We start from the raw sequence: 21,752 nt of genomic DNA, 5'->3' as shown, positions 1-21,752 counted from the left end.
TTGATCTCGATGCAAAAACTCCCCGTCACCATCTTGTCCGGCTTCCTCGGGGCTGGAAAGACCACTTTGCTGAACCACGTCCTGAACAACCGCCGCGGCCTGAAGGTTGCGGTGATTGTGAACGACATGAGCGAGGTGAACATCGACGCCGACCTCGTGCGCGATGGCGGTGCGAACCTGTCCCGGACTGACGAGAAACTGGTCGAGATGAGCAATGGCTGCATCTGCTGCACCCTGCGCGACGATCTGCTGAAGGAGGTGCGCGCGCTCGCCGAGAGCGGCCGCTTCGACTATCTGCTGATCGAATCGACCGGCATCTCTGAGCCGCTACCGGTCGCCGCGACCTTCGAGTTTCGCGATGAAGATGGCCAGAGCCTCTCCGACGTCGCGCGGCTCGACACCATGGTCACGGTGGTCGACGTTGCCAATCTGTTGAAGGACTACGCCTCGACCGACTTCCTCAGCCAGCGCGGCGAAGCGCTCGACGGCGACAAGCGCACGCTGGTCGATTTGCTGGTCGAGCAGATCGAGTTCGCCGACGTCGTGGTGCTGAACAAGATCGACGCCGCGACGCAGGCAGAGCGTGAGGCCGCCCGCACCATCGTGCGCGCGCTCAATCCCGAGGCCGACATCGTCGAGGCGACTTTCGCCAAGGTCCCGTTCGACCGCGTGCTCGACACCGGCCGCTTCGCCTATGAGCGCGCGCAGCAGCATCCGCTCTGGCACAAGGAGCTCTACGGCTTCGCCGGGCACGTGCCGGAGACCGAGGAATACGGCATCACGAGCTTCGTCTACCGCGCGCGGCGCCCGTTCGATCCGCTGCGCTTCCACGCCTTCCTGCGCGAGAGCTGGCAAGGCGTAATCCGCGCCAAGGGCCATTTCTGGATCGCGACGCGTCCGGATTGGTGCGGTGAGTTGAGCCAGGCCGGCGCGATCGCGCGGACCGAAGGGCTCGGTTCGTGGTGGGCGGCGATCCCGCGCGAGCGCTGGCCGGATCATCCGGACTGGCGGCTGATGATGCAGCGGAGCTGGAACGATCTCTACGGCGATCGCCGGCAGGAGCTGGTCTTCATCGGCTCCGGCATGAACGAGGACGACATCCGCCGTCGGCTCGATGCCTGCCTCGTCACCGGCAGACCGGGCATGGACCCGCAGGCCTGGGCTGGGCTGCGCGATCCGTTTCCGCCGTGGAGCAGGGCAGGCGAGGCGGCGTGAGGCAGTCACCGTAGCCCGGATGGAGCGCAGCGCAATCCGGGGTCTCCCGCCGCTTGAGAGGTCCCCGGATTGCGCTGCGCTCCATCCCGGCTACGCTTCTAAAACCGGCCCCAACCCGCGCCGTATCTGCTAGAGAATCCCGCATCAGGGCAGAAACGGCGATGGCTGGCGGCAGCGAGATCTTTTACGGCGGCATTCCGGTGTTTCGCGGCTTCGCGAAGCTGATGGACCCCGCGCTGTACGCGCCGTTGCCCGATGACTGGACGGTCGGCGTCGCCGACATCGTGGAATCGACCAAGGCGATCGCGGCGCAGCGCTACAAGGCGGTCAACATGGCCGGCGCCGCGGTGGTCGCCGCCGTCACCAATGCGCTGGAGGGGCGCGAATTCCCCTTCGTGTTCGGCGGCGACGGTGCGAGTTTTGCGGTTGCGCCCGCCGATCTCGACAAGGCGCGCGAGGCCCTTGCCGCGACCGCGCGCTGGGTGCGCGACGACCTCGATCTGGTGCTGCGGGTGGCGCTGGTGCCGATGGCGGCGATCCGCGCCGCCGGCGCCGATGTCCGCGTCGCGCGTTTTGGGCCGTCGGCCAATCTGTCCTATGCGATGTTCTCCGGCGGCGGTCTTGCTTACGCCGATGCCGCGATGAAGCGCGGCGCGTTCGCGGTCGATCCGGCGCCTCAGGGCACGCAGCCGGATTTGTCCGGCCTGTCCTGCCGCTTCGAGGTGATGCCGTCCGCGCGCGGCGTCATCCTGTCGGTGCTGGTGCTGCCGGCGAAGAACGCCGAGCCCGCGTCCTTCCGCAAGGTGATCGAGGATATCGTCGTCCGCATCGAGAAGAGCCCCGATGCCGGACGGCCAGTGCCCGCAAGCGGCCCGCCGCTGCACTGGCCGCCGCAGGGAATGGAGTACGAGGCGCGCGCACGGCGCGGCGGCCCGCTCGCGCTGCGGCGCGCCACGGTGCTCGCGTTCGCGCTGTGGGCCTATACGCTGATGCGGTTCAACATTCCGGTCGGCAAGTTCGCGCCGAAACGTTATCTGCAGCAGGTGGTCGAGAATTCAGACTTCCGCAAATTCGACGACGGCCTGCGCATGATCCTGGATTGCACGCCGGAGCTCGCCGCCGACATCGAGCAGCGCCTCGCCGCCGCCGCCGCGCAGGGCATCGTGCGCTATGGCCTGCACGAGCAGGACGCCGCGATGATGACCTGCTTCACTCCCTCGGTGATGCGCGCCGACCACGTCCACTTCATCGACGGCGCCCGCGGCGGCTACGCCTCGGCGGCGACGGTGCTGAAGGCGCGTGCGGTGTAGCGCTGACCAAGCGGCAAGTTCGGTGCACCTCTCCCGCTTGCGGGCAGGGCTATCGCATGTGACCGAGGAGTTCGAAGAGGAACGCATCGTTCCATCCGGCGCGTTTGAGCTTGCCGCGCAAGGAGCCTGTCGTGTCCGGGTGGGCTTGGGCGACGTTGAGGGCCAGGCGCCTGAGCACGGCCAGGTTGGCCGGCCCGTTGTCCTTGCGGTTGCGGGCGAGGTCCTCGTCGAGGGTGACATCGAGCGGCCAGTGCAGGTTATTTTCGATGCCCCAATGAGCGCGGACGATACGCAGGACGTCTTTGCGGCTGTAGGGGCGGCTCATCAGGAAGTAGCGCTCGACCGTGTCGTCCTGTCCACGCTTGCTGGTGATGCGGGCGACAGCTTTGAGGCCTGGGAAGTCGTGCTTCTTGGCCATGCCGGGAGCCGGCGCAACGAGAGCAACACGCTTGTCGGTGCGTCCATGGTCCGCATCGGTGGTGGCGAGCGAAGTCTTGCCCTTGCGTTTGACGGCGCAGATTGCGGCTTTGGCATCCTCCAACAGAGCGGGCTGGTTCGCCTTCACCGCCAGCACGTAGTCACCGCCCCGTGCCACGATCGCTTTGGCCATCGCGCGGTGGCAATGCAGGGCATCGGCCGTGACTACGCAGCCCTTGAGCTGCAAGAGCTCAAGCAACTGCAGGGCACCGTCGACTTCGTTGTTGTTCGGCGCCAGCACATTGGCAAGCGCCATGCGCGTCTGCGCCGCCCAGGCGGTCACCATCACCGGCGGCATGTGGCTCCTGCCGCGTTCGTAGCCGCGTCGCAACGCTTTGCCGTCGAGCGCGATCACACCGCGCGGCCGCTTGATCTTCGCGCCTTGCGCAAAATCCTTCATAAAACGCCGGAACGCGACCTCAAACGCCTTCGGGTCGAGCATCCGGAACACCCGACTGAACGTGTCGTGGCTCGGCAGGCCGTTCCTGAGCACCAGCACATCCTGCCAAAGGTAGGCCTTCATCCGGGCAAACAGCGCCATATCGGTGCAACTCGTCGCCCCGCACAGCGTCGCCATCAGCGCGATGAACAAGATCTCGGTCAGGTCATGCAGCGCGTTGTCGGCCCGCGGGTCCGGCAAATCCTCAAAGCACTCGGCAAATCGTTGCATCGGCCGCTCCCTTCAGATCAGGAACTGCCTTCAGAATCCCTTTCCTTCGATTCGGCAACTACTTGCACGCGCACACATGCGATTCCCCTGCGCTTGCGGGGGAGGTCGGATCGCATCGAATGATGCGATCCGGGTGGGGGCTCTCTCCACAATGTGACTCGTGGAGAGAGCCCCCACCCCAGCCCTCCCCCGCAAGCTTGCGGGAGAGGGGCGCAGTCCCGTCGCGGTTGCCGCTCGGCTAAGAATTACCGCCCCACGCGCGTCCAGGTCTCGCCGCCGCACAGCGCGCCGACGCAGCCTTCGACGCGCAGCGTGCTCTCGCCGGTCACCGAGATGCTGCTCGCATAGGTGCCGCCGTCGTCGGCGTTGTAGATCTGGCCCGACCATTTGCCCGCGGCGACCGGATGCATGCCGGAAAACAGCGGCAGCCCGATGATCGGCCGGCTGGACAGCGACGGATTCGGATTCTTGTTGTCGACCTGCGGCTTGCCGGTCATCGGGTCGACCGGGTCGCGCAGGCTCACCACCACGCCGCAGATACCGCCGCCGCATTTGCTGATCTTGACGCGGGCATCGCCGGCCTGGGTCTGCCAGACGCCGACAGGCTCAGGCGCGCCTTGCGCATGCGCGGTGGGCACGGCAAGCGCCGTCGCAATGATTGCGATCATGAATCCGAATCGGCAGGCCATGGCTTATTCCCCAAGAGCATGATCCGGAAAAGTGCGAAGCGGTTTTCCGAAAAGATCATGGTCAAACAAAGAACTAAAGCGCGATGACGATTCGACTCAATCTCATCGCGCTTTAGAGGTCGGCCTGCATAACAAGTCGATGAATTTCTGCAATGTCATAGTCGCGCGATCAGGTGAGCGCGCTCCCAAAAAATTGGTGCCTGTTTTCGGAGCAGTCATGCTCAGGCAACGCTCCGGTGCGAGGGCGCTGCGTCGTATTTTATCCCCAGCGGGTCAGCCGGATCGAAATGATGGTGGCGAGGCCGAACGCCACCATCGCACCGCCGACCAGTGCAAACAGCGTCCATGCCGGGGCACTCACGGTAGCGAGCCACCAGCCGCCGATGCCGACCAGCAGCAGGCGGATGGTGCCGGCCAGCACCGGCCCGCCAACCTTGGCCGCACCCTGCGAGGAGAAATAAAGGCAGACGCCGACGCCGAAGAAGCCGAAGCCCGGGCCGGCCAGCGCGAAATAGGACGAAGCCGCGGCGGTCACGCCGGGATCGGTGGTGAACAGCGCAATCCACAGCGTCGGCTTCAATGCGACCACAAGTCCGACGAGGCCGACGACAAGTCCGGCGACGGTGCCGGCGGTCCACGCCACCCTGCGGGCGCGCGTCACGAGTCCCGCGCCGATCGCCATGCCGACCATCGGCACCGAGGCGACGCCGACCGCAAACGCGATCGGGATCAGCAAGAATTCCAGCCGCGAGCCCATGCCGTAACCGGCCAGCGTTTCGGTGCCGAAGCTGGCAAGGATCTTGGTGAAGATCAGGATGGTCAGCACGCTCTGCAGCGGCGACAGGCAGGAGATCGCGCCTACTTTCAGGATGTCGAGGAACATCGCGCGCTGGAAGCTGAAGGCGGCGAAGTCGAGCTTCAACCGGCTGCGGCCAGAGGCGAGATACCAGGCGAGGAAGATCGCACCACACGTGAAGGCCGTGAGCTGTCCGGCGGCGACGCCGCGCATGCCGAGACCGGGCATGCCGAACAATCCGAGACCCAGCACGCCGCCGACCGCGATCTGGATCATCGAGACCGTGATCAGCGTCATCGAGGGAATCCGCATGTCGCCGGTGCCGCGCACGACGGAGGCGAGCGTGTTGACCAGCCAGATCGAGATCGCGCCGGAAAACAGCACCTGCGAGTAATGCATCGACTGCTCGAGCACGCCGCCATGTCCGCCGAGCAGCGCATAGAAGTCGCGGCCGAAGCCCAGCATCATCACGGTGAAGAACAGTCCGGCGCACCCGCCGATGATCGCCGCATGCAGCGCCAGATCGGCGGCGCGGTCGCGGTCGCCGGCGCCGAGCGCGCGGCTGATCGCCGACGAGACGCCGCCGCCCATCGCGCCGGCCGACATCATCTGCGTCAGCATCGCGAACGGAAACACCAGCGCGATGCCGGCCAGCGGCTCGGTGCCGAGCCGGCCGATGTAAGAGGTCTCGGCCACCGCGACCAGCGTCGAGCCGAACATGGCGATGGTGTTCGGGATCGCCAGGCGAAGCAGCGTCGGCAGGATCGGCGCGGTCAAGAGGTCGTCGACCGGCACGGCAGGCGCAGCCGCGGTGGGGCCGGTGTCGTCGATCGAGGCTTCAATGGTCATGGGTCGGTTGCCCTTCACCTCTCCCGCTCGCGGGGGAGGTCGGATTGCATCGGAGATACAATCCGGGTGGGGGCTCTCTCTGCGATGTGACCAGCGGTGAAATCCCCACCCCAACTTCGAGAGCGAGCTTCGCTCGCCTCGGACCCCGCAAGCGGGAGAGGGGGCGCAGTTTGCTCGCAGCCGCGGTTCGAGGTCACTTTGTGAAAGCCTGTCGCCAATAAATGATGACCGACATGCTACGACGCGCAGGCCCCTCAGGCCACCGCCGCCGATGCAGGGGTCACCACGGCAGGCCGCATAGGTCGATCTTGCCCTGGCGCGGCGCGCGGACGACGTCGTTGACGAACGGCGCCATCGCCTCGAAGCGGATCTGCCCGGAAGGCTGTTCGCAATAAACTTCGCCACTGAAGGGATGCCAGCCGCGCGCCTGGTAGAACGCGAAATTGTGCGGTTCGCAGAATAGGATTGCAAATTTCACCGCGTCATTGGCGCGAATGGTGTGCACGGCGGCATCTAACGCGAGTGACGCATAGCCGCGCCGCCGGCAGTCCGCGCGGGTCGAGACTCCGCCGATGCCGCCGACATGCACCTTGTGGCCATTCCAGGTGATGGTCCGGAAATAGATACCGACATGGCAGGCGAGCCCGCTGTCGTCGGGCGCATCGAGCAGCACGCGCAAATCCGCGTGGGCCCATTTGATGTCCGCCCAGGCTGGTTTCTCGGCGGCATCCGGGCTCCAGACCGCCCGGAGCAGCGGCTCGGCGCGCTTCCACGATGCATCTCCGTTGAGAATGTCGATTTCGATGCTCATCGTCTGGGTCCTTGGTCTTGGTTCGGGCTGTGCCGATCTGTCATAGGCGATCCGAAAATGCGGTGTTTCTCTGCGATGGAACCTTCTATAAGGGGGACCCGTTAAGTGTAGTCTCCCACCCTCTGTTGGACATTACCCCATGACCTTCACGCTACCCGATCTGCCCTACGCCCACGACGCCCTTGCTCCCTACATGTCCAAGGAAACGCTGGAGTTTCACCACGACAAGCATCACCAGGCCTACGTCACCAACGGCAACAACGCGATCAAGGGGACCGAATTCGAAGGCAAGTCCCTCGAGGAGATCGTGAAGGGTTCGTTCGGCAAGAACGCGGCCGTCTTCAACAATGCCGGTCAGCACTACAACCACATCCATTTCTGGAAGTGGATGAAGCCGAATGGCGGCGGTAGCAAGCTGCCCGGCCGGCTGGAGAAGAAGATCAACGAGGACCTCGGCGGCTTCGACAAGTTCAAGGCCGACTTCGCCGCCGCCGGTGCCGGCCAGTTCGGATCCGGCTGGGCCTGGCTGCAGGTCAAGGGCGGCAAGCTCGAGGTCGCCAAGACCCCGAACGGCGAGAACCCGCTGGTTCATGGCGCGGTGCCGATCCTCGGCGTCGACGTCTGGGAGCACTCCTACTACATCGACTACCGCAACCGCCGTCCGGACTATCTGAAGGCGTTCGTCGAAAACCTCGTCAACTGGGACTATGTCGACGAGCTGTTCGGGAAGGCCGGCTAAGCGCGGCTTCGACCGTCGCATGTTTCTTCACCCTCCCCTGAAAGGGGAGGGTCGTTTCGCATGCAGCGAAGCGAAATGCGAAACGGGGAGGGGTCATCTCTCAACACGAGCAGTCTCTCAATGGAGAGACTGTGACCCCGCCCCGCCGCTCATTTCATTCGCGTCGACCCTCCCCTTTCAGGGGTGGGCGATTTGAGTGTGCGGCAAGATGGGCCCTCACTCGACACACACCAGCGGGGGCATTGGTGGGTAACGCGGCAAGCTATCTCCTCGTCTTCTTCGGCGGCGGTCTCGGCGCGACGCTGCGTCAGCTGATCAACGTCACCTGCGCGCGCTGCATCGGCACGGCGTTTCCCTACGGCACCTTCATCATCAACATCACGGGCTCGACCGTGATGGGCCTGATCGCCGGCTATCTCGCCTTCAAGGGTGACGCCTCGCAGCCCTGGCGGCTATTTTTGATGACCGGCATCCTCGGCGGCTACACCACCTTCTCCGCCTTCTCGCTCGACACCGCGCTGCTCTATGAGCGCGGCGAGCTCGGCCTTGCGGTGCTTTATGTCGCGGGCTCGGTGGCACTCTCGATCGCCGGCCTGTTCGCCGGCCTCGCGATCGTGCGGCATTTGACGTGAGATGCGCTCGGTCGTCGTGCCCCGCGGGCGCGCTCACGCGCGCGTGCCACTGAGTTGCCCGACGGCGCAAGCCCCAGCAAAAGTATTTCGCTTTATCAGAAGTGGAGCTCGGTGTGTATGGATTCCCCGTCTCACCCGATCGAGGGACGCTTCGCGGCGAGAATGCGAAGGTATGACCCACAAACGACGACCCACATTCGGTGTCGTTCCTGCCTAGTGCGCAATTGCGCACGGGAGCAGGGACCCATAACCACCGACGCTGATTGTTGCGCGATGTTGGAACGACGAGTCGCTTCAACAACATCCGCTGCGGCGTATGGGTCCCGACCTTCGCCGGGACGACGTGGGGGAAGGGTCTCGTCACCCTCGATCCGGCGGAAATCCATTCATCTTTGGAACCCGCCAACCTCCTTCGCCGGCGGCATTTCCCGCCTCCAAATTTCCCTTTGGTAACCTCGCCTTAACCATGATTAGCGTTTGGTTAGGGTCGGAATGACGCGTGAAAAGCCCTCGTTTTGACATGTTGGCAGGGGAAGCAGGGCCCGGCTTTGGACGGGCCCCCCATGCGACAGATGTAAGAGGCTCTCGCGCAGTTTTGCCGCGCCGGGCGCGCGGCCGTGGAAGGGGTGCCGATTGGCGGCCTGCCGAATTGGGACACTTGCGTTGAGAGGATATTGCCGATGAATCCCGCCGACGTGGCTCAGTCAACTCTGCCACTGGCATCGAGCGACGTGTCGCTGATCGCGCTGTTCTGGCAGGCCCATTGGGTCGTCAAATGCGTGATGTTGGGACTTCTGTCCTGCTCGGTGTGGGTCTGGGCGATCGCAATCGACAAGATCCTGCTCTACGCCCGCACCAAGCGGGCCATGGACAAGTTCGAGCAGGCGTTCTGGTCCGGCCAGTCGATCGAGGAACTCTACCGGGCCCTCTCGGCCAAGCCGACCCAGTCGATGGCGGCCTGTTTCGTCGCGGCGATGCGGGAGTGGAAGCGCTCCTTCGAGAGCCAGTCGCGGTCCTTTGCCGGCCTGCAGGCGCGGATCGAGAAGGTCATGAACGTCTCGATCGCCCGGGAGGTTGAGCGGCTGGAACGCCGGCTGCTGGTGCTCGCCACGGTGGGCTCGGCCGGCCCCTTTGTCGGCCTGTTCGGCACCGTCTGGGGCATCATGTCGAGCTTCCAGTCGATCGCGGCCTCCAAAAACACCTCATTGGCGGTGGTGGCGCCCGGTATCGCGGAAGCGCTGTTTGCCACCGCAATCGGCCTGATTGCCGCAATTCCGGCGACTATTTTCTACAATAAGTTCACTTCGGAGGTGAACCGGCAGGCCGCGCGCCTGGAGGGGTTCGCCGACGAGTTCTCCGCCATCCTGTCGCGTCAGATCGACGAGCGGGGTTGAGTTAGATGATGGTCACTTTTGCGGGTGTGCGATCATGGCGATGAGCATGGCAGGGTCCGGCGGTGGCAGACGCCGCCGCGGCGGGCGCAAGCCGGTCATGGCCGAGATCAACGTCACGCCGATGGTCGACGTGATGCTGGTGCTGCTGATCATCTTCATGGTGGCGGCGCCGCTGATGACGTCGAACATCGACATCGACCTGCCGGTGGCGAGCGGCGGCAAGTCGATCTCGTCGAACCAGCCGCCGCTGACATTGTCGGTCAAGCGCACCGGCGGCGGCTGCAATTCGAATGTCGAGCTCTATCTGGGCGACGCGCCGGTCACGGCCACCGATTTTCCGGCCAAGATCAAGGCGATCGGGGACGCCCGGTCGGATGCCGAAAAGGTGGTCTATCTGCGCGGCGACAAGGACGTCTGTTACACGGATATGATGAAACTGCTCGGGGAGGTCCGGGCCGCGGGATTCAAGGCGAATATCGTCATCATCCCGGAAGGCGGATAACCACCATGCCAAGGCACGGGGAAGCCTGATTTGAAGGTCAAGGTCGACAAGACTCTGGCGGCATCGATTGTCCTGCACGTCCTCGTGATCGGGTGGGGCCTGATTTCGTTCTCGACCAAGGCGTATGTAATGCCGGAAGAGGAATCGGTTGCCGTCGACGTGATCTCGTCGGACCAGCTCTCGCACGTCATGGCCGGCCAGAAGGACGGCAAGAAGGAAAATCCCAAGCCGCTGGTCGAGAAGGTCGCCGAGGCCAAGCCAATGGATGATGCCGTCGGCAAGATCGAAGACAAGAAGCCGCCGGTCGTGACCGATACGGCGCCAGCGCCGACGCCGAAGGTGGAGAAGCCGGAAGACAAGAAGCCGGATCCGCCGAAGAAGGTCGAAAACAAGCCGAAGGAAGAGCCGAAGCCGGTCGAGAAGAAGCCCGATCCGGTGAAGCCCGACCCGATCGCCGAAGCGATCAAGAAGGAAGAGAAGAAGCCGCCGCCGAAGCCGGTGCAGCAGGCCGCGAAGCCGCCGCCGGAGCAGAAGCCGAAGGATCGCGTGTTCGACCAGAGCAAGATCGCAGCGCTGCTCGACAAGCGTGACCCGACGCGCGCATCGGCGACCGGCGACACGCTGAACGCCAACGCCGCGCTCGGCACGGCAAAGGGCAAGGCCGCCGACAACTCCGCGACCTGGGGCGCGATGTTCAAGCAGCAGGTCGAGCGCTGCTGGAAGAAGCCCTATGGCGGCATCGAGGCGCAGCAGACAGAGGCGGTGTTCTCGATCAAGCTGAAGCGTGACGGCTCGCTCGAGGGCATGCCGGTGCCGGAAGGGACGCCGGCGACGCCCTATCTGCGCGTCTATCAGGAGAGCGCGCTGCGGGCGATCATCGAATGCCAGCCGTACAATCTGCCGGCGGCCTTCTTCGACGAATGGAAGTATTTTGCGCCGGTGTTCACAGAGCGAAAGACCTGAGGGCGACGGCGTCGCTTGGCCAATAGCAAACAAAGTCTACGGACAATGACCGACCAGAATGATTTGCGTGCAATGACGTTTCGCCTCGACCGCCGACAGATGATCTCCGGAATGGCTGCCCTTGGCGTGCTGGCCGGAAGCCGCAGCGCCTTTGCACAGAAGCGCGTCGTCATTCCGGAAGGCGACTTCGCGCCGCTGCCGATCGCGATCCCGAACTTTGCCGCCGGCACGCCTGGGGACACCGAGGTCGGTGTCGGCGTGACGCAGGTGATCACCAACAATCTGAAGCGCAGCGGTCTGTTTGCGCCGATCGATCAGGCGGCCTATCTCGAGAAGCAGATCAACATCGACGCGGCGCCGAACTTCAACAACTGGAAGAGCATCAACGCGCAGGCGTTGGTCACCGGCCGCATGACGCGCCAGGGCAACGGGCGCGTGAAGGCGGAATTCCGGCTCTGGGACGTCAACACCGGCCAGCAGCTCGCCGGTCAGCAGTACGACACCTCGGCCGAATACTGGCGGCGCATCGCCCACATCATCTCCGACCAGATCTACGAGCGGCTGACCGGCGAGAAGGGCTATTTCGATACCCGCGTCGTGTTCGTCGACGAGAGCGGCTCGGCGGACCGCCGCGTCAAGCGCCTTGCGCTGATGGACCAGGACGGCGCCAATGTGCGCTACCTGACCCGCGGCTCGGACCTCGTGCTGACGCCGCGCTTCTCGCCGTCGACCCAGGAAATCACCTACATGGAGTTCGGGCAGGGCGACCCGCGCGTCTATCTGCTCAACATCGAGACCGGCCAGCGCGAGATCGTCGGCAACTTCCCGGGCATGTCGTTCTCGCCGCGCTTCTCGCCCGACGGCCAGCGCGTCATCATGAGCCTGCAGCAGGGCGGCAACTCCAATCTGTTCGTGATGGATCTGCGCTCGAAGTCGATGACGCGGCTGACCGACACGCCGGCGATCGACACCTCGCCGTCCTACGCGCCCGACGGCACGCGGCTCTGTTTCGAATCCGATCGCGGCGGCAAGCCGCAAATCTACGTGATGCCGGCAACCGGCGGCGGCGCACAGCGCATCTCGTTCGGCGACGGCACCTATTCGACGCCGGTGTGGTCGCCGCGCGGCGACTACATCGCCTTTACCAAGCAGGGCGGCGGGCAGTTCGCGATCGGCATCATGAAACCCGACGGCTCGGGTGAGCGCATCCTGACCTCGGGCTTCCACAATGAAGGCCCGACCTTTGCGCCGAACGGACGCGTCGTGATGTTCTTCCGCGATCCCGGCGGTAACAGCGGCCCGTCGCTGTTCACCATCGACGTGTCCGGGCGCAATGAGCTGCGGGTGCCGACCCCGGGCTTTGCCTCCGACCCCGCCTGGTCGCCGCTGTTGTCGTGAGCTGGGCGCAGACCTGCTCCGGGAACCCCGGCGGCAGTCGCGGCTTCTCACCTAGCGCACTGAATTTCATGGGGAATTCCGGCCGTCGCCGTGGCGCGGCAAGGACTTGCTAACGATGTTCGCTCAGAAAGACTTCACCTGCGATCAGTAAGAGTGCGAGCTGAAAAGGACGCGCGCTCTCACAATGCAGTTTGCAAGTCAGACGGGTGAACCGGACCGGTCGATGTCGCCGACGATTTCGGCGGCGCTGGTCGATTCCCTGTTCATGAACCCCGCGCCCATGATCTTCGGCGCCTTCGGCCCCGCCATTGCGGGCGCCGTGATTGCGGCTGTCACGAGCAATCTCCTGTGCTGGCTGTGCGTGCCGCTGTTCATCGTGGTGGGGCTGGCGCGCGCGCTGCAGATGTACCGCTACCAGCAGCGCAATTCCCGGCTCACCGTCGAAGAGTCCGTGACCTGGGAGAAGCGCTACCGGATCGGCACCATCGCCTACGGCATTTCGCTCGGCATCTGGGGCGTCACCGTGCTGCTCACGACCAATGATGCCGCCGCGCACATGCTGTGCGTGACCACGGTGGTCGCCTACACCTCGGCAGGGGTAGGGCGGACCTTCGGCCGGCCGCAGATCTTCCACCTGCATCTGTTGATGTCGATCGGTCCCTTGATCCTGGCGCTGATGTATGTCGGCGGCCCCTATCACATCGCCCTTGCGCTGCTCAGCCTGGTGTTCTTCAGCGCCATCCGGCACCTGACCTCCAGTCTGCAGCGCATCTATGTCAACGCCTGGATCGCCAAGGAGCGCGAGGCCGCGCTGGCGGGCCAGTTCGATACCGCGCTGAACAACATGCCGCACGGCCTGTGCATGTTCAGCGCCGACGGCCGCGTTGCGGTGATGAACCACCGCTTCATCGAGATGATGCAGCTGTCGGACGATTTCGTGCAGCGCGGCGCCAGCGCCACCGACATCTGCAACGCCTGCGTCCTGTCCGGCTCGATCTCGGCCGCGGCCGCGCAGCAGATTCTCTACGAGATCGAGAGCTCGCAGCGCGGCGATATCGTCACCAGCGACCCTGATCCCACCAAGAACCGCTCGCTGGACTGGACCTTCCAGCCGATGGCCGGCGGCGGCACGGTGGTGCTGGTCGAGGACATCACCGAGCGCAAGGACGCCGAGGCCCGGATCAGCCATCTCGCGCGCTACGACGAACTGACCGCGCTGCCCAACCGCGTCAATTTCCGCGACGAAATCGGCCGGCTGCTCGCCATGCAGCACGGCGATCATCGCTCCGCATTGCTGTTCGTCGACCTCGACCAGTTCAAGCAGGTCAACGATACGCTCGGTCATCCCTGCGGCGACCAGCTGCTCTGCGCGGTCGCCGAACGGCTGCGCGAGATGCTGCGGCCGGAGGATTTCGTGGCGCGGTTCGGCGGCGACGAGTTCGTGGTGTTCCAGCAGAACATCCACTCGCACGAGGACGCCGCGGCGCTGGCGCGCCGCATCGTCGACCGCCTCAGCGAGCGCTACAAGATCGACAACCATTTGGTCGAGATCGGTGCCAGCGTCGGCATCGCGATGACGGCGCCCGGCGTCGGCGCCGACACGTTGCTGAAGAACGCCGACATGGCGCTCTACCGCGCCAAGGCCGACGGCCGCGGCACCTTCTGTTTCTTCCGCGACGAGATGGCGCAAACCGTCGAAGCCCGTCGCATCCTCGAGCTCGACCTGCGCAAGGCGCTCGCCAACGAGGAATTCGAGCTGTTCTACCAGCCGCTGATCAACCTGAAGTCCGGCAAGGTGAGCACCTGCGAGGCGCTGCTGCGCTGGAACCATCCGGCGCGCGGCACGGTCTCTCCGGTCGACATCATCCCGGTCGCGGAGGACATGGGCCTGATCGTCGATCTCGGCCGCTGGATCTTGCGCAAGGCCTGCATGGAATGCATGAAGTGGCCCGAGGCGGTCAGCGTCGCGGTCAACTTCTCGCCGCAGCAGTTCCACCAGCGCGACGTGCTGAGCGAGGTTCGCTACGCGCTCGAGGTCTCCGGCCTGCCGGCGCACCGTCTCGAGATCGAGATCACCGAATCCTCGCTGCTGCACAACACCGAGCTGACCCACGACGTGCTGTCCCAGCTGCGCTCGCTCGGCGTGCGGATCTCGCTGGATGATTTCGGCACCGGCTACTCGTCGCTCAGCTACCTGCACAATTTCCCGCTGCAGAAGGTCAAGATCGACCGCTCCTTCCTCGAGGGCATCGACAGCGACCGTCCGCTGACGCTGCTGCGCGGGGTGGCGCGGCTGTCAGCGGATCTCGGCATGTCGGTCGTGGTCGAGGGCATCGAGACCAATGAGCAGCTCGAACTGATCAGCGCCGATGGCGCAGTGACCGAAGCACAGGGATACCTGTTCAGCCGGCCGGTTCCCTCGGTCCGCATCCGCCAGCTGCTCAATGCCTCGCACGGCCGGCGGACCGACGAGCAACTGCACGTGGTTCCCTCGCGCTCGATCGCTTGAACCCGGCGCAATACCCTCAATCAATAGTTGTGAGAGCCTTCGGATGCACCATTCGTAGTGTACCCTTGCGGCGAGAGGTTAACTGTATTGCCTCGATTGCTTTGACGGAAATTAAGAAGCTGTTAATCTTTTGGCTCGCGCGTTGAAGTTGTTGAGTTGTTCAGGGAGTACCAAATGAGGTCCGCGGCCGAAGCCATCAAGCCCGCGACAGGAAGGCTTGCGGACCCTCTGGATCAAGTCGACTACCGCCTCGCTCAGACCCCGGAACAGAAAGACGAGATCTACCGGCTTCGCTATCGCGCCTATCTGCGCGAAGGCGCGATCCGGCCCTCGGCGGACGAGCGGATCGTCGACCGGTTCGATGATGCGCCGAATGCCTGGGTGTTCGGTGTCTATCTGCAAGGCGAACTCTGCAGCTCGATCCGCATCACCGTAGTGACGCCGGAATGGCGTACCTCGCCGACGCTCGAGGTGTTCGGCGACGTGTTGCTGCCGAAGCTTGATCAGGGTCTGGTCTTCATCGACTCGACGCGCTTCGTCGCGGATCCCGAAAAGGCCCGGAACAATCCGGAGCTGCCTTATGTCACAGTGCGCCTCGGCTCGACCGCGGGCGTGCATTTCAATGCCGATTACGGCCTTGCACCGGTTCGGCCCGAGCACATGGCGTTCTACCGGCGCGTGTTCCTGCACGAGACCTGGTCGGAGCCGCGGCTCTATCCCGGGCTGGTGAAGCCGGTCGGCTTGATGGCGTCGCATCTGCCGACGGTGCGGGAACGCGTGCTGGCCCGCTATCCGTTCCTGCGCTCGAGCGCCTTCGAGCGGCGAATGCTGTTCGACCGTGAAGGCCAGTTGCAGCCCGACGGCGTCGTGCAGCCGTTCGAGCGCGCGTCGATCGTGCCGAATCCCTGAGGGAATCGGCATTCTCATCGATTCAGTGTCGATCGACTGTTGCGCGCGGGCCAAATTGTCCTGCAAAAGCGGCCGGTTCCCGCGAACCTTGCCTTCCCTTCACCATCGCGCCACATTTGCCACCCATTAACCATCGGGGGCGCTTTTCGCCATTGCCTGGCATTTGATGGGGTTCAGCAAGGTCTCGTCAAGGTTGACGGAACGTTCGCTTAACCATCGCCCTGTAGACCGATTGGGTAGTACGAAGAGCGCGAGCGTGGAGGCTCCGGGAATGAATTATCTCCAGGGTATGAAGCTGGTTGCGGTTCTGGCGGTGGCGCTGTCGATGGGTGCCTGCGCCAACAAGAACCCGTTGGACGCCAATGGCGCAATTGGGGGCGCCGCGACCCCGGGCAGCCAGCAGGATTTCGTGGTCAATGTCGGCGACCGCGTGTTCTTTGAGAGCGATCAGACCGATCTGAGCCCGCAGGCGACGGCGACCCTCGACAAGCAGGCGCAGTGGCTGCAGACCTATAACCGCTACTCCTTCACCATCGAAGGTCATGCCGACGAGCGCGGTACCCGCGAATACAACATCGCCCTCGGTGCCCGCCGTGCCCAGTCGGTCCGCGCCTATCTCGCCTCGCGCGGCATTGATCCGAGCCGCATGCGCACCATTTCCTACGGCAAGGAGCGCCCGGTCGCGGTCTGTAACGACATCTCCTGTTGGTCGCAGAATCGTCGCGCCGTCACCGTGCTGAACGCCAGCTCCTGACGCGATCCTGAATGGTGTTTTCAAGCCGGCGCCTTCGGGCGCCGGTTTTGTTTGTGTGCCGAGTATGAACGACAGCTTGGAGGTGGAAGTCCTCTACCCAGCCTGATGGCGGCGAAGGGTTAGCGAAGCGCAAGGGCATCATCGCGAGGTGGGGTCTGAAGAAAGCGTGGAGCAAAGCCGCGGCCCGATGGACAAGAACCGGATAACGAGGCCTACCCGGCCGGACGAGCGAGCAAACGGTCGCGAAGTCCAAGGTCATCAAGGGTCGGGGTGGTAAATCCGGCGGGCGTGCGGCGAAGGCGGTCGGTCTTACCTCGGGAGGTCTGCGCTGTGTCCCGGCAACGGGACTGAGGTCGTCGCAAGGCGGCCTGACCGCAGCGCAGAAGTCAGCCGAGGGCATAGTAGGCGGCAGCGCGCCGCCGAAGGCCCGAACGGTGGAAGTGGTTAGTAGAGCGGTCGATCTCGCGCGAGCCATGCGGCAGAAGAATCAGGTTGAGCTGAACTCGGACACCGGAGCGAAGGGTGAAGCCCAAAGCGCCGCCGTCCGAGAGACCGAAGCAAGCGCGGCGACGGCCAATCTTGAACGCCCGGCGGTCGCAGGGCTGTCGATGGAAGCAGTGGTCGAGCGTGAGAATCTGAAGAAAGCGTTGGCGCAAGTGAAGCGCAACAAGGGCGCGGCAGGCGTCGATGGGATGACCGTCAACGAACTGCCGGCCCACCTGAAAGAGCACTGGCTCACGATCCGAGCTCAACTGCTTGACGGCACCTACAAGCCGCAGCCGGTGCGGCGGGTCGAGATACCGAAGGCGTCGGGCGGCCTGCGGCCGCTCGGCATCCCGACGGTGCTCGACCGCGTCATCCAGCAGGCGGTGATGCAGGTGCTGCAGGCGGATTGGGATGGGACGTTCTCCGAGACGAGCTTCGGCTTCCGGCCGACCCGCTCGGCGCATCAGGCGGTGGAACGGGCGCAGGCGTATATCGCGTCCGGGCACGCCGTCGTCGTGGACATCGACTTGGAAAAGTTCTTCGACCGGGTCAACCACGACGTCCTGATGGGGCTGGTCGCCAAACGGGTGACTGACAAGCGCCTTCTGAAGCTCATCCGCGGATTCCTGAATGCGGGGGTGATGGAGGGAGGGGTGGTCAGCCCGACGGAAGAGGGCACGCCGCAAGGCGGTCCGCTCTCGCCGCTGTTGTCGAATCTGATGCTGGATGTGCTGGACAAGGAACTGGAGAAGCGCGGCCACCGCTTTGTGCGTTATGCCGATGACTGCAACATCTATGTGCGCAGTCAGCGAGCGGGCGAACGGGTGCTGGCCGGCATCGAGAAGTTCCTCGAAAAGCGCCTCAAGCTCAAGGTCAACAAGGCCAAGAGTGCGGTCGCCAAACCGAGCGTTCGCAAGTTCCTGGGCTTCAGCTTCACCGGCGGGACAGCACCGCGGCGGCGCATTGCGCCGCAGGCGCTCGCCCGCTTCAAGGCGAAAGTTCGGGAGCTGACACGGCGCACGCGCGGCCGAAGCCTTGCGCAGATTGTCAAGGAGTTGTCCGTCTATCTGATCGGATGGCGCGGCTACTTCGGCTTCTGCCAAACCCCGTCGATATTGCGCGACCTTGATCAATGGCTCAGGCGGCGGTTGCGCGCCATCGCCTGGAAGCAGTGGAAGCGCGGAATCACTCGTTTTGCCGAGCTGCGACGCCGCGGCGTCGGCCGGGATCGGGCGGCGCAAACCGCCGGAAGCCCACATGGCCCCTGGCGGCTCGCGAACAGTCCCGCACTCACCATCGCCATGCCAATCGCGTTCTTCAGTTCACTCGGCTTGGCTTCCGTCGCGGCGCTGCAGACCGCATAATCCACTGAACCGCCGGATACGGACCCGTATGTCCGGTGGTGTGGGAGTTGCGCCTTGCAAGCGCGTTGAAATCTGCCGTCTGAGATGACGGCCACGGCAAAGCCTAGCGAGCGGCCGTGTACCAAGTCTTGCGTGGCGTCCGGTAACGGTCGCTACGAAGCGTAGACAGGGAGGTTGCAGGCCGGAATGAAGTGAACGGGAAGATAGCCCCGAAATCGAACGTGATCGGAGTAGCCGACCCTGTCTCTCAAAGGGGAAGGCGGAATCGCAACCCGCGTCATCGCGAGCGGGCTGAGGTGCTCCCGGGGTTCGTACCGCCAGCATGCAACCAAGGGGATTGACGTGAACAAGGGAGATCCGTCCGGTTCAAGCGCAAGCTTGTAGGACCTGCCAAGCCGATGAGGTGAGAAGGGTCTGATGACCGGGTGGAAGTCAGACTGACTGATAGTACTCGGAGGTCGGGAGAGCCGACTACATGGGGAAGCGGTCAGCGGTAGTTGAATTGTTCTTGGGCGACATGGGCTCCATTCAACGGGAGTCACGGCCTTCTATCCTAAGAGAAGATCAGCTGACCATGGAAACGAAACTTGAACAAATAGCAGTGAAAGCTCGGCGCGAGCCAAATCTTCGCTTCACCTCGTTGGCCCATCACATCACGCGCGACCGAGTGCAAAAGAATCTATTACAGATTCCGAAGCGCTCCGCCGCCGGGGTGGACGGACAGACGGTGGAGGCGGCGAGGGAGAGCTTCGACGGATGGATCGAGCCGATGCTCCAATCCATCCACCGACAGGGATATCGGGCGCCGAACATTCGGCGTGTCTATATCCCCAAGCCCGGTAAGACGGAGAAGCGCCCCCTCGGGGTTCCAACTGTCGCCGACCGGGCCCTCCAGCGCAGCACGGCTGAGGTGTTGTCCGCCATCTACGAGCAGGACTTCTTGCCCAGCTCGTTCGGCGGCAGGCCGAAGCTCAGCGCCCATCACGCCTTGGCGACCCTCAATGAGGTCATCGCCGGCGGCATGATCAGCTGGGTGTTGGAGGCGGACTTGAAGAACTTCTTCGGGAGTCTCGATCATGATTGGGTCCTCCGGTTTGTCGAACATCGAGTCGGTGATCCGCGCCTGATCAGCTTGATCCGGCGCTGGTTGAAAGCGGGTGTCTTGGAAGACGGAGCAGTGCATCCGAGCGAACAAGGAACGCCACAAGGCGGATCGATCAGTGTGCTTTTGAGCAACCTCTACCTTCATTACGTTCTCGACCTCTGGTTCGAACGCGTGGTGAAGGGTCGGTTGCGGGGCGAAGCCCGACTTTTGCGCTATATCGACGACTTTGTGATCTGCTTCCAATATCGATCGGACGCCATCCGCGTACAGGAGGCCCTGCGTCTTCGGTTGGGGAAGTTCGGCCTCACTCTAGAGCCGACCAAGACCAAGTTGGTCGAGTTTGGTCGGTTCGCGCAAAGACACGCGGGCAAACGCGGCAGAAACCGCCCGGAAACAATCTACTTTCTGGGGCTGACGCTCTATTGCACGCGAAACCAAAGAGGCAACTTCAAGGTTGGGATGCGTACCGAGAAATCTCGGCTAAAGCGCAGCCTCATGTCTCTGCAGGAGCTGATGCGGCGAATACGGCATTACAAGATCAGTGACCAGGCCGATGAAATCAACGTCGTCCTGCGCGGCCACTATGGCTATTACGGCGTCGCCGGAAATCTCCGGAGCCTCGTAAAAGTTTATCGGGCAGTGGAGCGTTACTGGCGCGGAATGCTGCGCAGCCGCAGCTGGGCAGGCCGACGCCTCACTTGGGACGCCTTCAACCAAATCAAAGAACGGACACCGTTGCTGAAGCCTAAGCTGCGCCTCCCTTATCGGGAGCTGCAGGCGCTTGCGGTGCTGTGAACCAACTGTCGAAGAGCGTCGGTGCGGGAAATCCGCACGCCACGTTCTGTGGGAACCGGGGGCGGGCGACCGCCTCCGGTGACCCGGTGGGCGGAGCCGCGAGGCCCCCCCTATCCCGATTGGCCGCGTGAAAGCCCGGCCCGTCGTCATCAAGATGAACGAAGCTGCGCGCAATTGGACGCTTGCTTGTTCCAGCGTCCGTACTAAACCGGTATCCCGCGACGCTGTCCCGGATTTGAAGTGCCAGTCACAATTCCGGCGTACTCCGTCTTTCAATGTCGCTCGCTTTTCACGTCGATCTCGTCGTCAGGGCAAAATGTCGTCCAGGATTCATTTTCTTTCTTCCGCCGCGGCGATCGCGGCGCTCTTCGCCGTTTCCGCGCCAGTGTTTGCCCAATCCGACGATTCCGATGCTGAAATGCGGATCGAGCGGCTCGAAAACCAGCTGCGGCAGCTGACCGGCCAGAACGAGGAGCTGCAATACCGCAACCGTCAGCTCGAGGAGCGTTTGCGCCAGCTCGGCGCCCAGCCGCCCGGCGCTGGTGGACAGGCCCCGGCGGCTCAGCCCGGCGTCGCGGCGGTGCCGCCGGCGCAGCAACCGCAGGCCTACCCGCAAGCGCAGCCGGGCTACGCCCAGCCCCAGCAAGGCTACGGCCAGCCGCAGCAAGGATATGGCAGGCAGCCGCAGGGCGGCTATGACCAGCAGCAGCAGATCGCGCCGATCGCGCAGGAGCCGGCGCCGGCGACCGCTCCCGGCCGCCGCGGTCGCGGCGATGCCTTCGATCCGACCCAGAACCCGAACGCCCCTGGCGCCCCGCGCGTGCTCGGTGGCGGCGGCCAGATGCCGGTGCAGAGCAATGCGGCGGTCGGTGCCCCCGGCGGCCGCGGGGCGGGCGAGCCGCTCGATCTCGGCAACGCAAGCCCGCAGCGTGCCCCCGGCGCGAGCGCGGCCCTGACCACATTGCCGCCGTCGGCTACGCCGAAGGACGAGTTCGACCTCGGCATCGGCTACATGCAGCGCAAGGACTATGCGCTCGCCGAAGAGACGATGAAGAACTTTGCGGTGAAATATCCGAGCGATCCCCTGGTGGCGGACTCGCAATACTGGCTCGGCGAAAGCTATTTCCAGCGCCAGCAATATCGCGACGCTGCAGAGACCTTCCTCGGCGTGACCACCAAGTTCGACAAGTCCGCGAAGGCGCCCGACGCCCTGCTGCGGCTCGGCCAGTCGCTGGCGGCGCTGAAGGAAAAGGAAGCCGCCTGCGCCGCGTTCGGCGAGATCTCGCGGAAGTATCCGCGCGCGTCCGGTGGGGTGAAGGCTGCGGTTGACCGCGAGCAGAAGCGCGTGAAGTGCTAAACCAGATGCGGGAAGGCCGCTTCCGGCC

The 21,752-nt window shown here is 64.2% G+C and carries 18 protein-coding genes; 14 read left to right on the top strand and 4 right to left on the bottom strand.

Going from position 1 to position 21,752, the window contains the following annotated elements; genetic code table 11:
• Positions 1–9 precede the first annotated feature (9 nt).
• Together zigA and ACE10X_RS38055 are read left to right on the top strand one after the other, a co-directional pair.
• Positions 10–1,215, top strand: a complete 1,206-nt coding sequence (gene zigA / locus ACE10X_RS38060; protein ID WP_375763664.1) for a zinc metallochaperone GTPase ZigA — start codon at positions 10–12, stop codon at positions 1,213–1,215.
• Positions 1,216–1,376: 161 nt separating this feature from the next.
• Positions 1,377–2,525 (top strand): DUF3095 domain-containing protein, encoded by a 1,149-nt coding sequence (locus tag ACE10X_RS38055; protein WP_375763663.1) that lies wholly within the window; start codon positions 1,377–1,379, stop codon positions 2,523–2,525.
• Positions 2,526–2,574: 49 nt separating this feature from the next.
• On the opposite strand, the gene ACE10X_RS38050 is transcribed toward ACE10X_RS38055, so the two are convergent.
• The 4 genes from ACE10X_RS38050 to ACE10X_RS38035 all read right to left on the bottom strand — a co-directional run bounded on the left by ACE10X_RS38050 (position 2,575) and on the right by ACE10X_RS38035 (position 6,817).
• Positions 2,575–3,672: an ISAs1 family transposase gene (locus ACE10X_RS38050; protein ID WP_038389016.1), complete on the bottom strand. Its 1,098-nt coding sequence runs from the start codon at positions 3,670–3,672 to the stop codon at positions 2,575–2,577.
• Between the two features lie 245 nt (positions 3,673–3,917).
• Positions 3,918–4,361, bottom strand: coding sequence for a DUF2147 domain-containing protein (locus tag ACE10X_RS38045; protein WP_038385218.1), 444 nt, complete (start codon positions 4,359–4,361; stop codon positions 3,918–3,920).
• 259 nt (positions 4,362–4,620) lie between these two features.
• Positions 4,621–6,006: an MATE family efflux transporter gene (locus ACE10X_RS38040; protein ID WP_375763662.1), complete on the bottom strand. Its 1,386-nt coding sequence runs from the start codon at positions 6,004–6,006 to the stop codon at positions 4,621–4,623.
• 280 nt (positions 6,007–6,286) lie between these two features.
• A complete protein-coding gene (locus tag ACE10X_RS38035) occupies positions 6,287–6,817 on the bottom strand; it encodes a GNAT family N-acetyltransferase (RefSeq protein ID WP_375763661.1) in 531 nt (176 codons plus the stop codon).
• 139 nt (positions 6,818–6,956) lie between these two features.
• On the opposite strand from ACE10X_RS38035, the gene ACE10X_RS38030 reads away from it, so the two are divergent.
• The 12 genes from ACE10X_RS38030 to ybgF all read left to right on the top strand — a co-directional run bounded on the left by ACE10X_RS38030 (position 6,957) and on the right by ybgF (position 21,724).
• On the top strand, positions 6,957–7,556 hold the full coding sequence (locus ACE10X_RS38030) for a superoxide dismutase (protein ID WP_016846956.1): 600 nt from the start codon (positions 6,957–6,959) through the stop codon (positions 7,554–7,556).
• A 245-nt stretch (positions 7,557–7,801) separates the two neighbouring features.
• Positions 7,802–8,188, top strand: a complete 387-nt coding sequence (crcB, locus tag ACE10X_RS38025) for a fluoride efflux transporter CrcB (protein ID WP_028338252.1) — start codon at positions 7,802–7,804, stop codon at positions 8,186–8,188.
• Positions 8,189–8,868: 680 nt separating this feature from the next.
• Positions 8,869–9,582: a protein TolQ gene (gene tolQ, locus ACE10X_RS38020; RefSeq protein ID WP_016846954.1), complete on the top strand. Its 714-nt coding sequence runs from the start codon at positions 8,869–8,871 to the stop codon at positions 9,580–9,582.
• 34 nt (positions 9,583–9,616) lie between these two features.
• Complete coding sequence (locus tag ACE10X_RS38015; protein ID WP_375763660.1) at positions 9,617–10,084, top strand: biopolymer transporter ExbD; 468 nt, start codon at positions 9,617–9,619, stop codon at positions 10,082–10,084.
• 30 nt (positions 10,085–10,114) lie between these two features.
• Positions 10,115–11,047 (top strand): cell envelope integrity protein TolA, encoded by a 933-nt coding sequence (locus ACE10X_RS38010; protein ID WP_375763659.1) that lies wholly within the window; start codon positions 10,115–10,117, stop codon positions 11,045–11,047.
• Positions 11,048–11,119: 72 nt separating this feature from the next.
• Positions 11,120–12,445: a Tol-Pal system beta propeller repeat protein TolB gene (tolB, locus tag ACE10X_RS38005; RefSeq protein WP_028340643.1), complete on the top strand. Its 1,326-nt coding sequence runs from the start codon at positions 11,120–11,122 to the stop codon at positions 12,443–12,445.
• Positions 12,446–12,629: 184 nt separating this feature from the next.
• Positions 12,630–14,954: a bifunctional diguanylate cyclase/phosphodiesterase gene (locus tag ACE10X_RS38000; RefSeq protein ID WP_304497227.1), complete on the top strand. Its 2,325-nt coding sequence runs from the start codon at positions 12,630–12,632 to the stop codon at positions 14,952–14,954.
• 174 nt (positions 14,955–15,128) lie between these two features.
• A complete protein-coding gene (locus ACE10X_RS37995; RefSeq protein WP_375763658.1) occupies positions 15,129–15,863 on the top strand; it encodes a hypothetical protein in 735 nt (244 codons plus the stop codon).
• A gap of 271 nt (positions 15,864–16,134) precedes the next feature.
• On the top strand, positions 16,135–16,617 hold the full coding sequence (gene pal, locus ACE10X_RS37990; protein WP_016846948.1) for a peptidoglycan-associated lipoprotein Pal: 483 nt from the start codon (positions 16,135–16,137) through the stop codon (positions 16,615–16,617).
• A gap of 473 nt (positions 16,618–17,090) precedes the next feature.
• Positions 17,091–18,467 (top strand): group II intron reverse transcriptase/maturase, encoded by a 1,377-nt coding sequence (ltrA, locus tag ACE10X_RS37985; RefSeq protein ID WP_375762961.1) that lies wholly within the window; start codon positions 17,091–17,093, stop codon positions 18,465–18,467.
• A 574-nt stretch (positions 18,468–19,041) separates the two neighbouring features.
• Complete coding sequence (ltrA, locus tag ACE10X_RS37980) at positions 19,042–20,367, top strand: group II intron reverse transcriptase/maturase (RefSeq protein ID WP_375763020.1); 1,326 nt, start codon at positions 19,042–19,044, stop codon at positions 20,365–20,367.
• Between the two features lie 316 nt (positions 20,368–20,683).
• Positions 20,684–21,724 (top strand): tol-pal system protein YbgF, encoded by a 1,041-nt coding sequence (gene ybgF / locus ACE10X_RS37975; protein ID WP_375763657.1) that lies wholly within the window; start codon positions 20,684–20,686, stop codon positions 21,722–21,724.
• Positions 21,725–21,752 lie beyond the last annotated feature (28 nt).

This window comes from Bradyrhizobium sp. Pha-3 (assembly GCF_042258325.1).
Classification (GTDB): domain Bacteria; phylum Pseudomonadota; class Alphaproteobacteria; order Rhizobiales; family Xanthobacteraceae; genus Bradyrhizobium; species Bradyrhizobium elkanii.
This window is presented reverse-complemented; position numbering and strand designations above follow the sequence as displayed.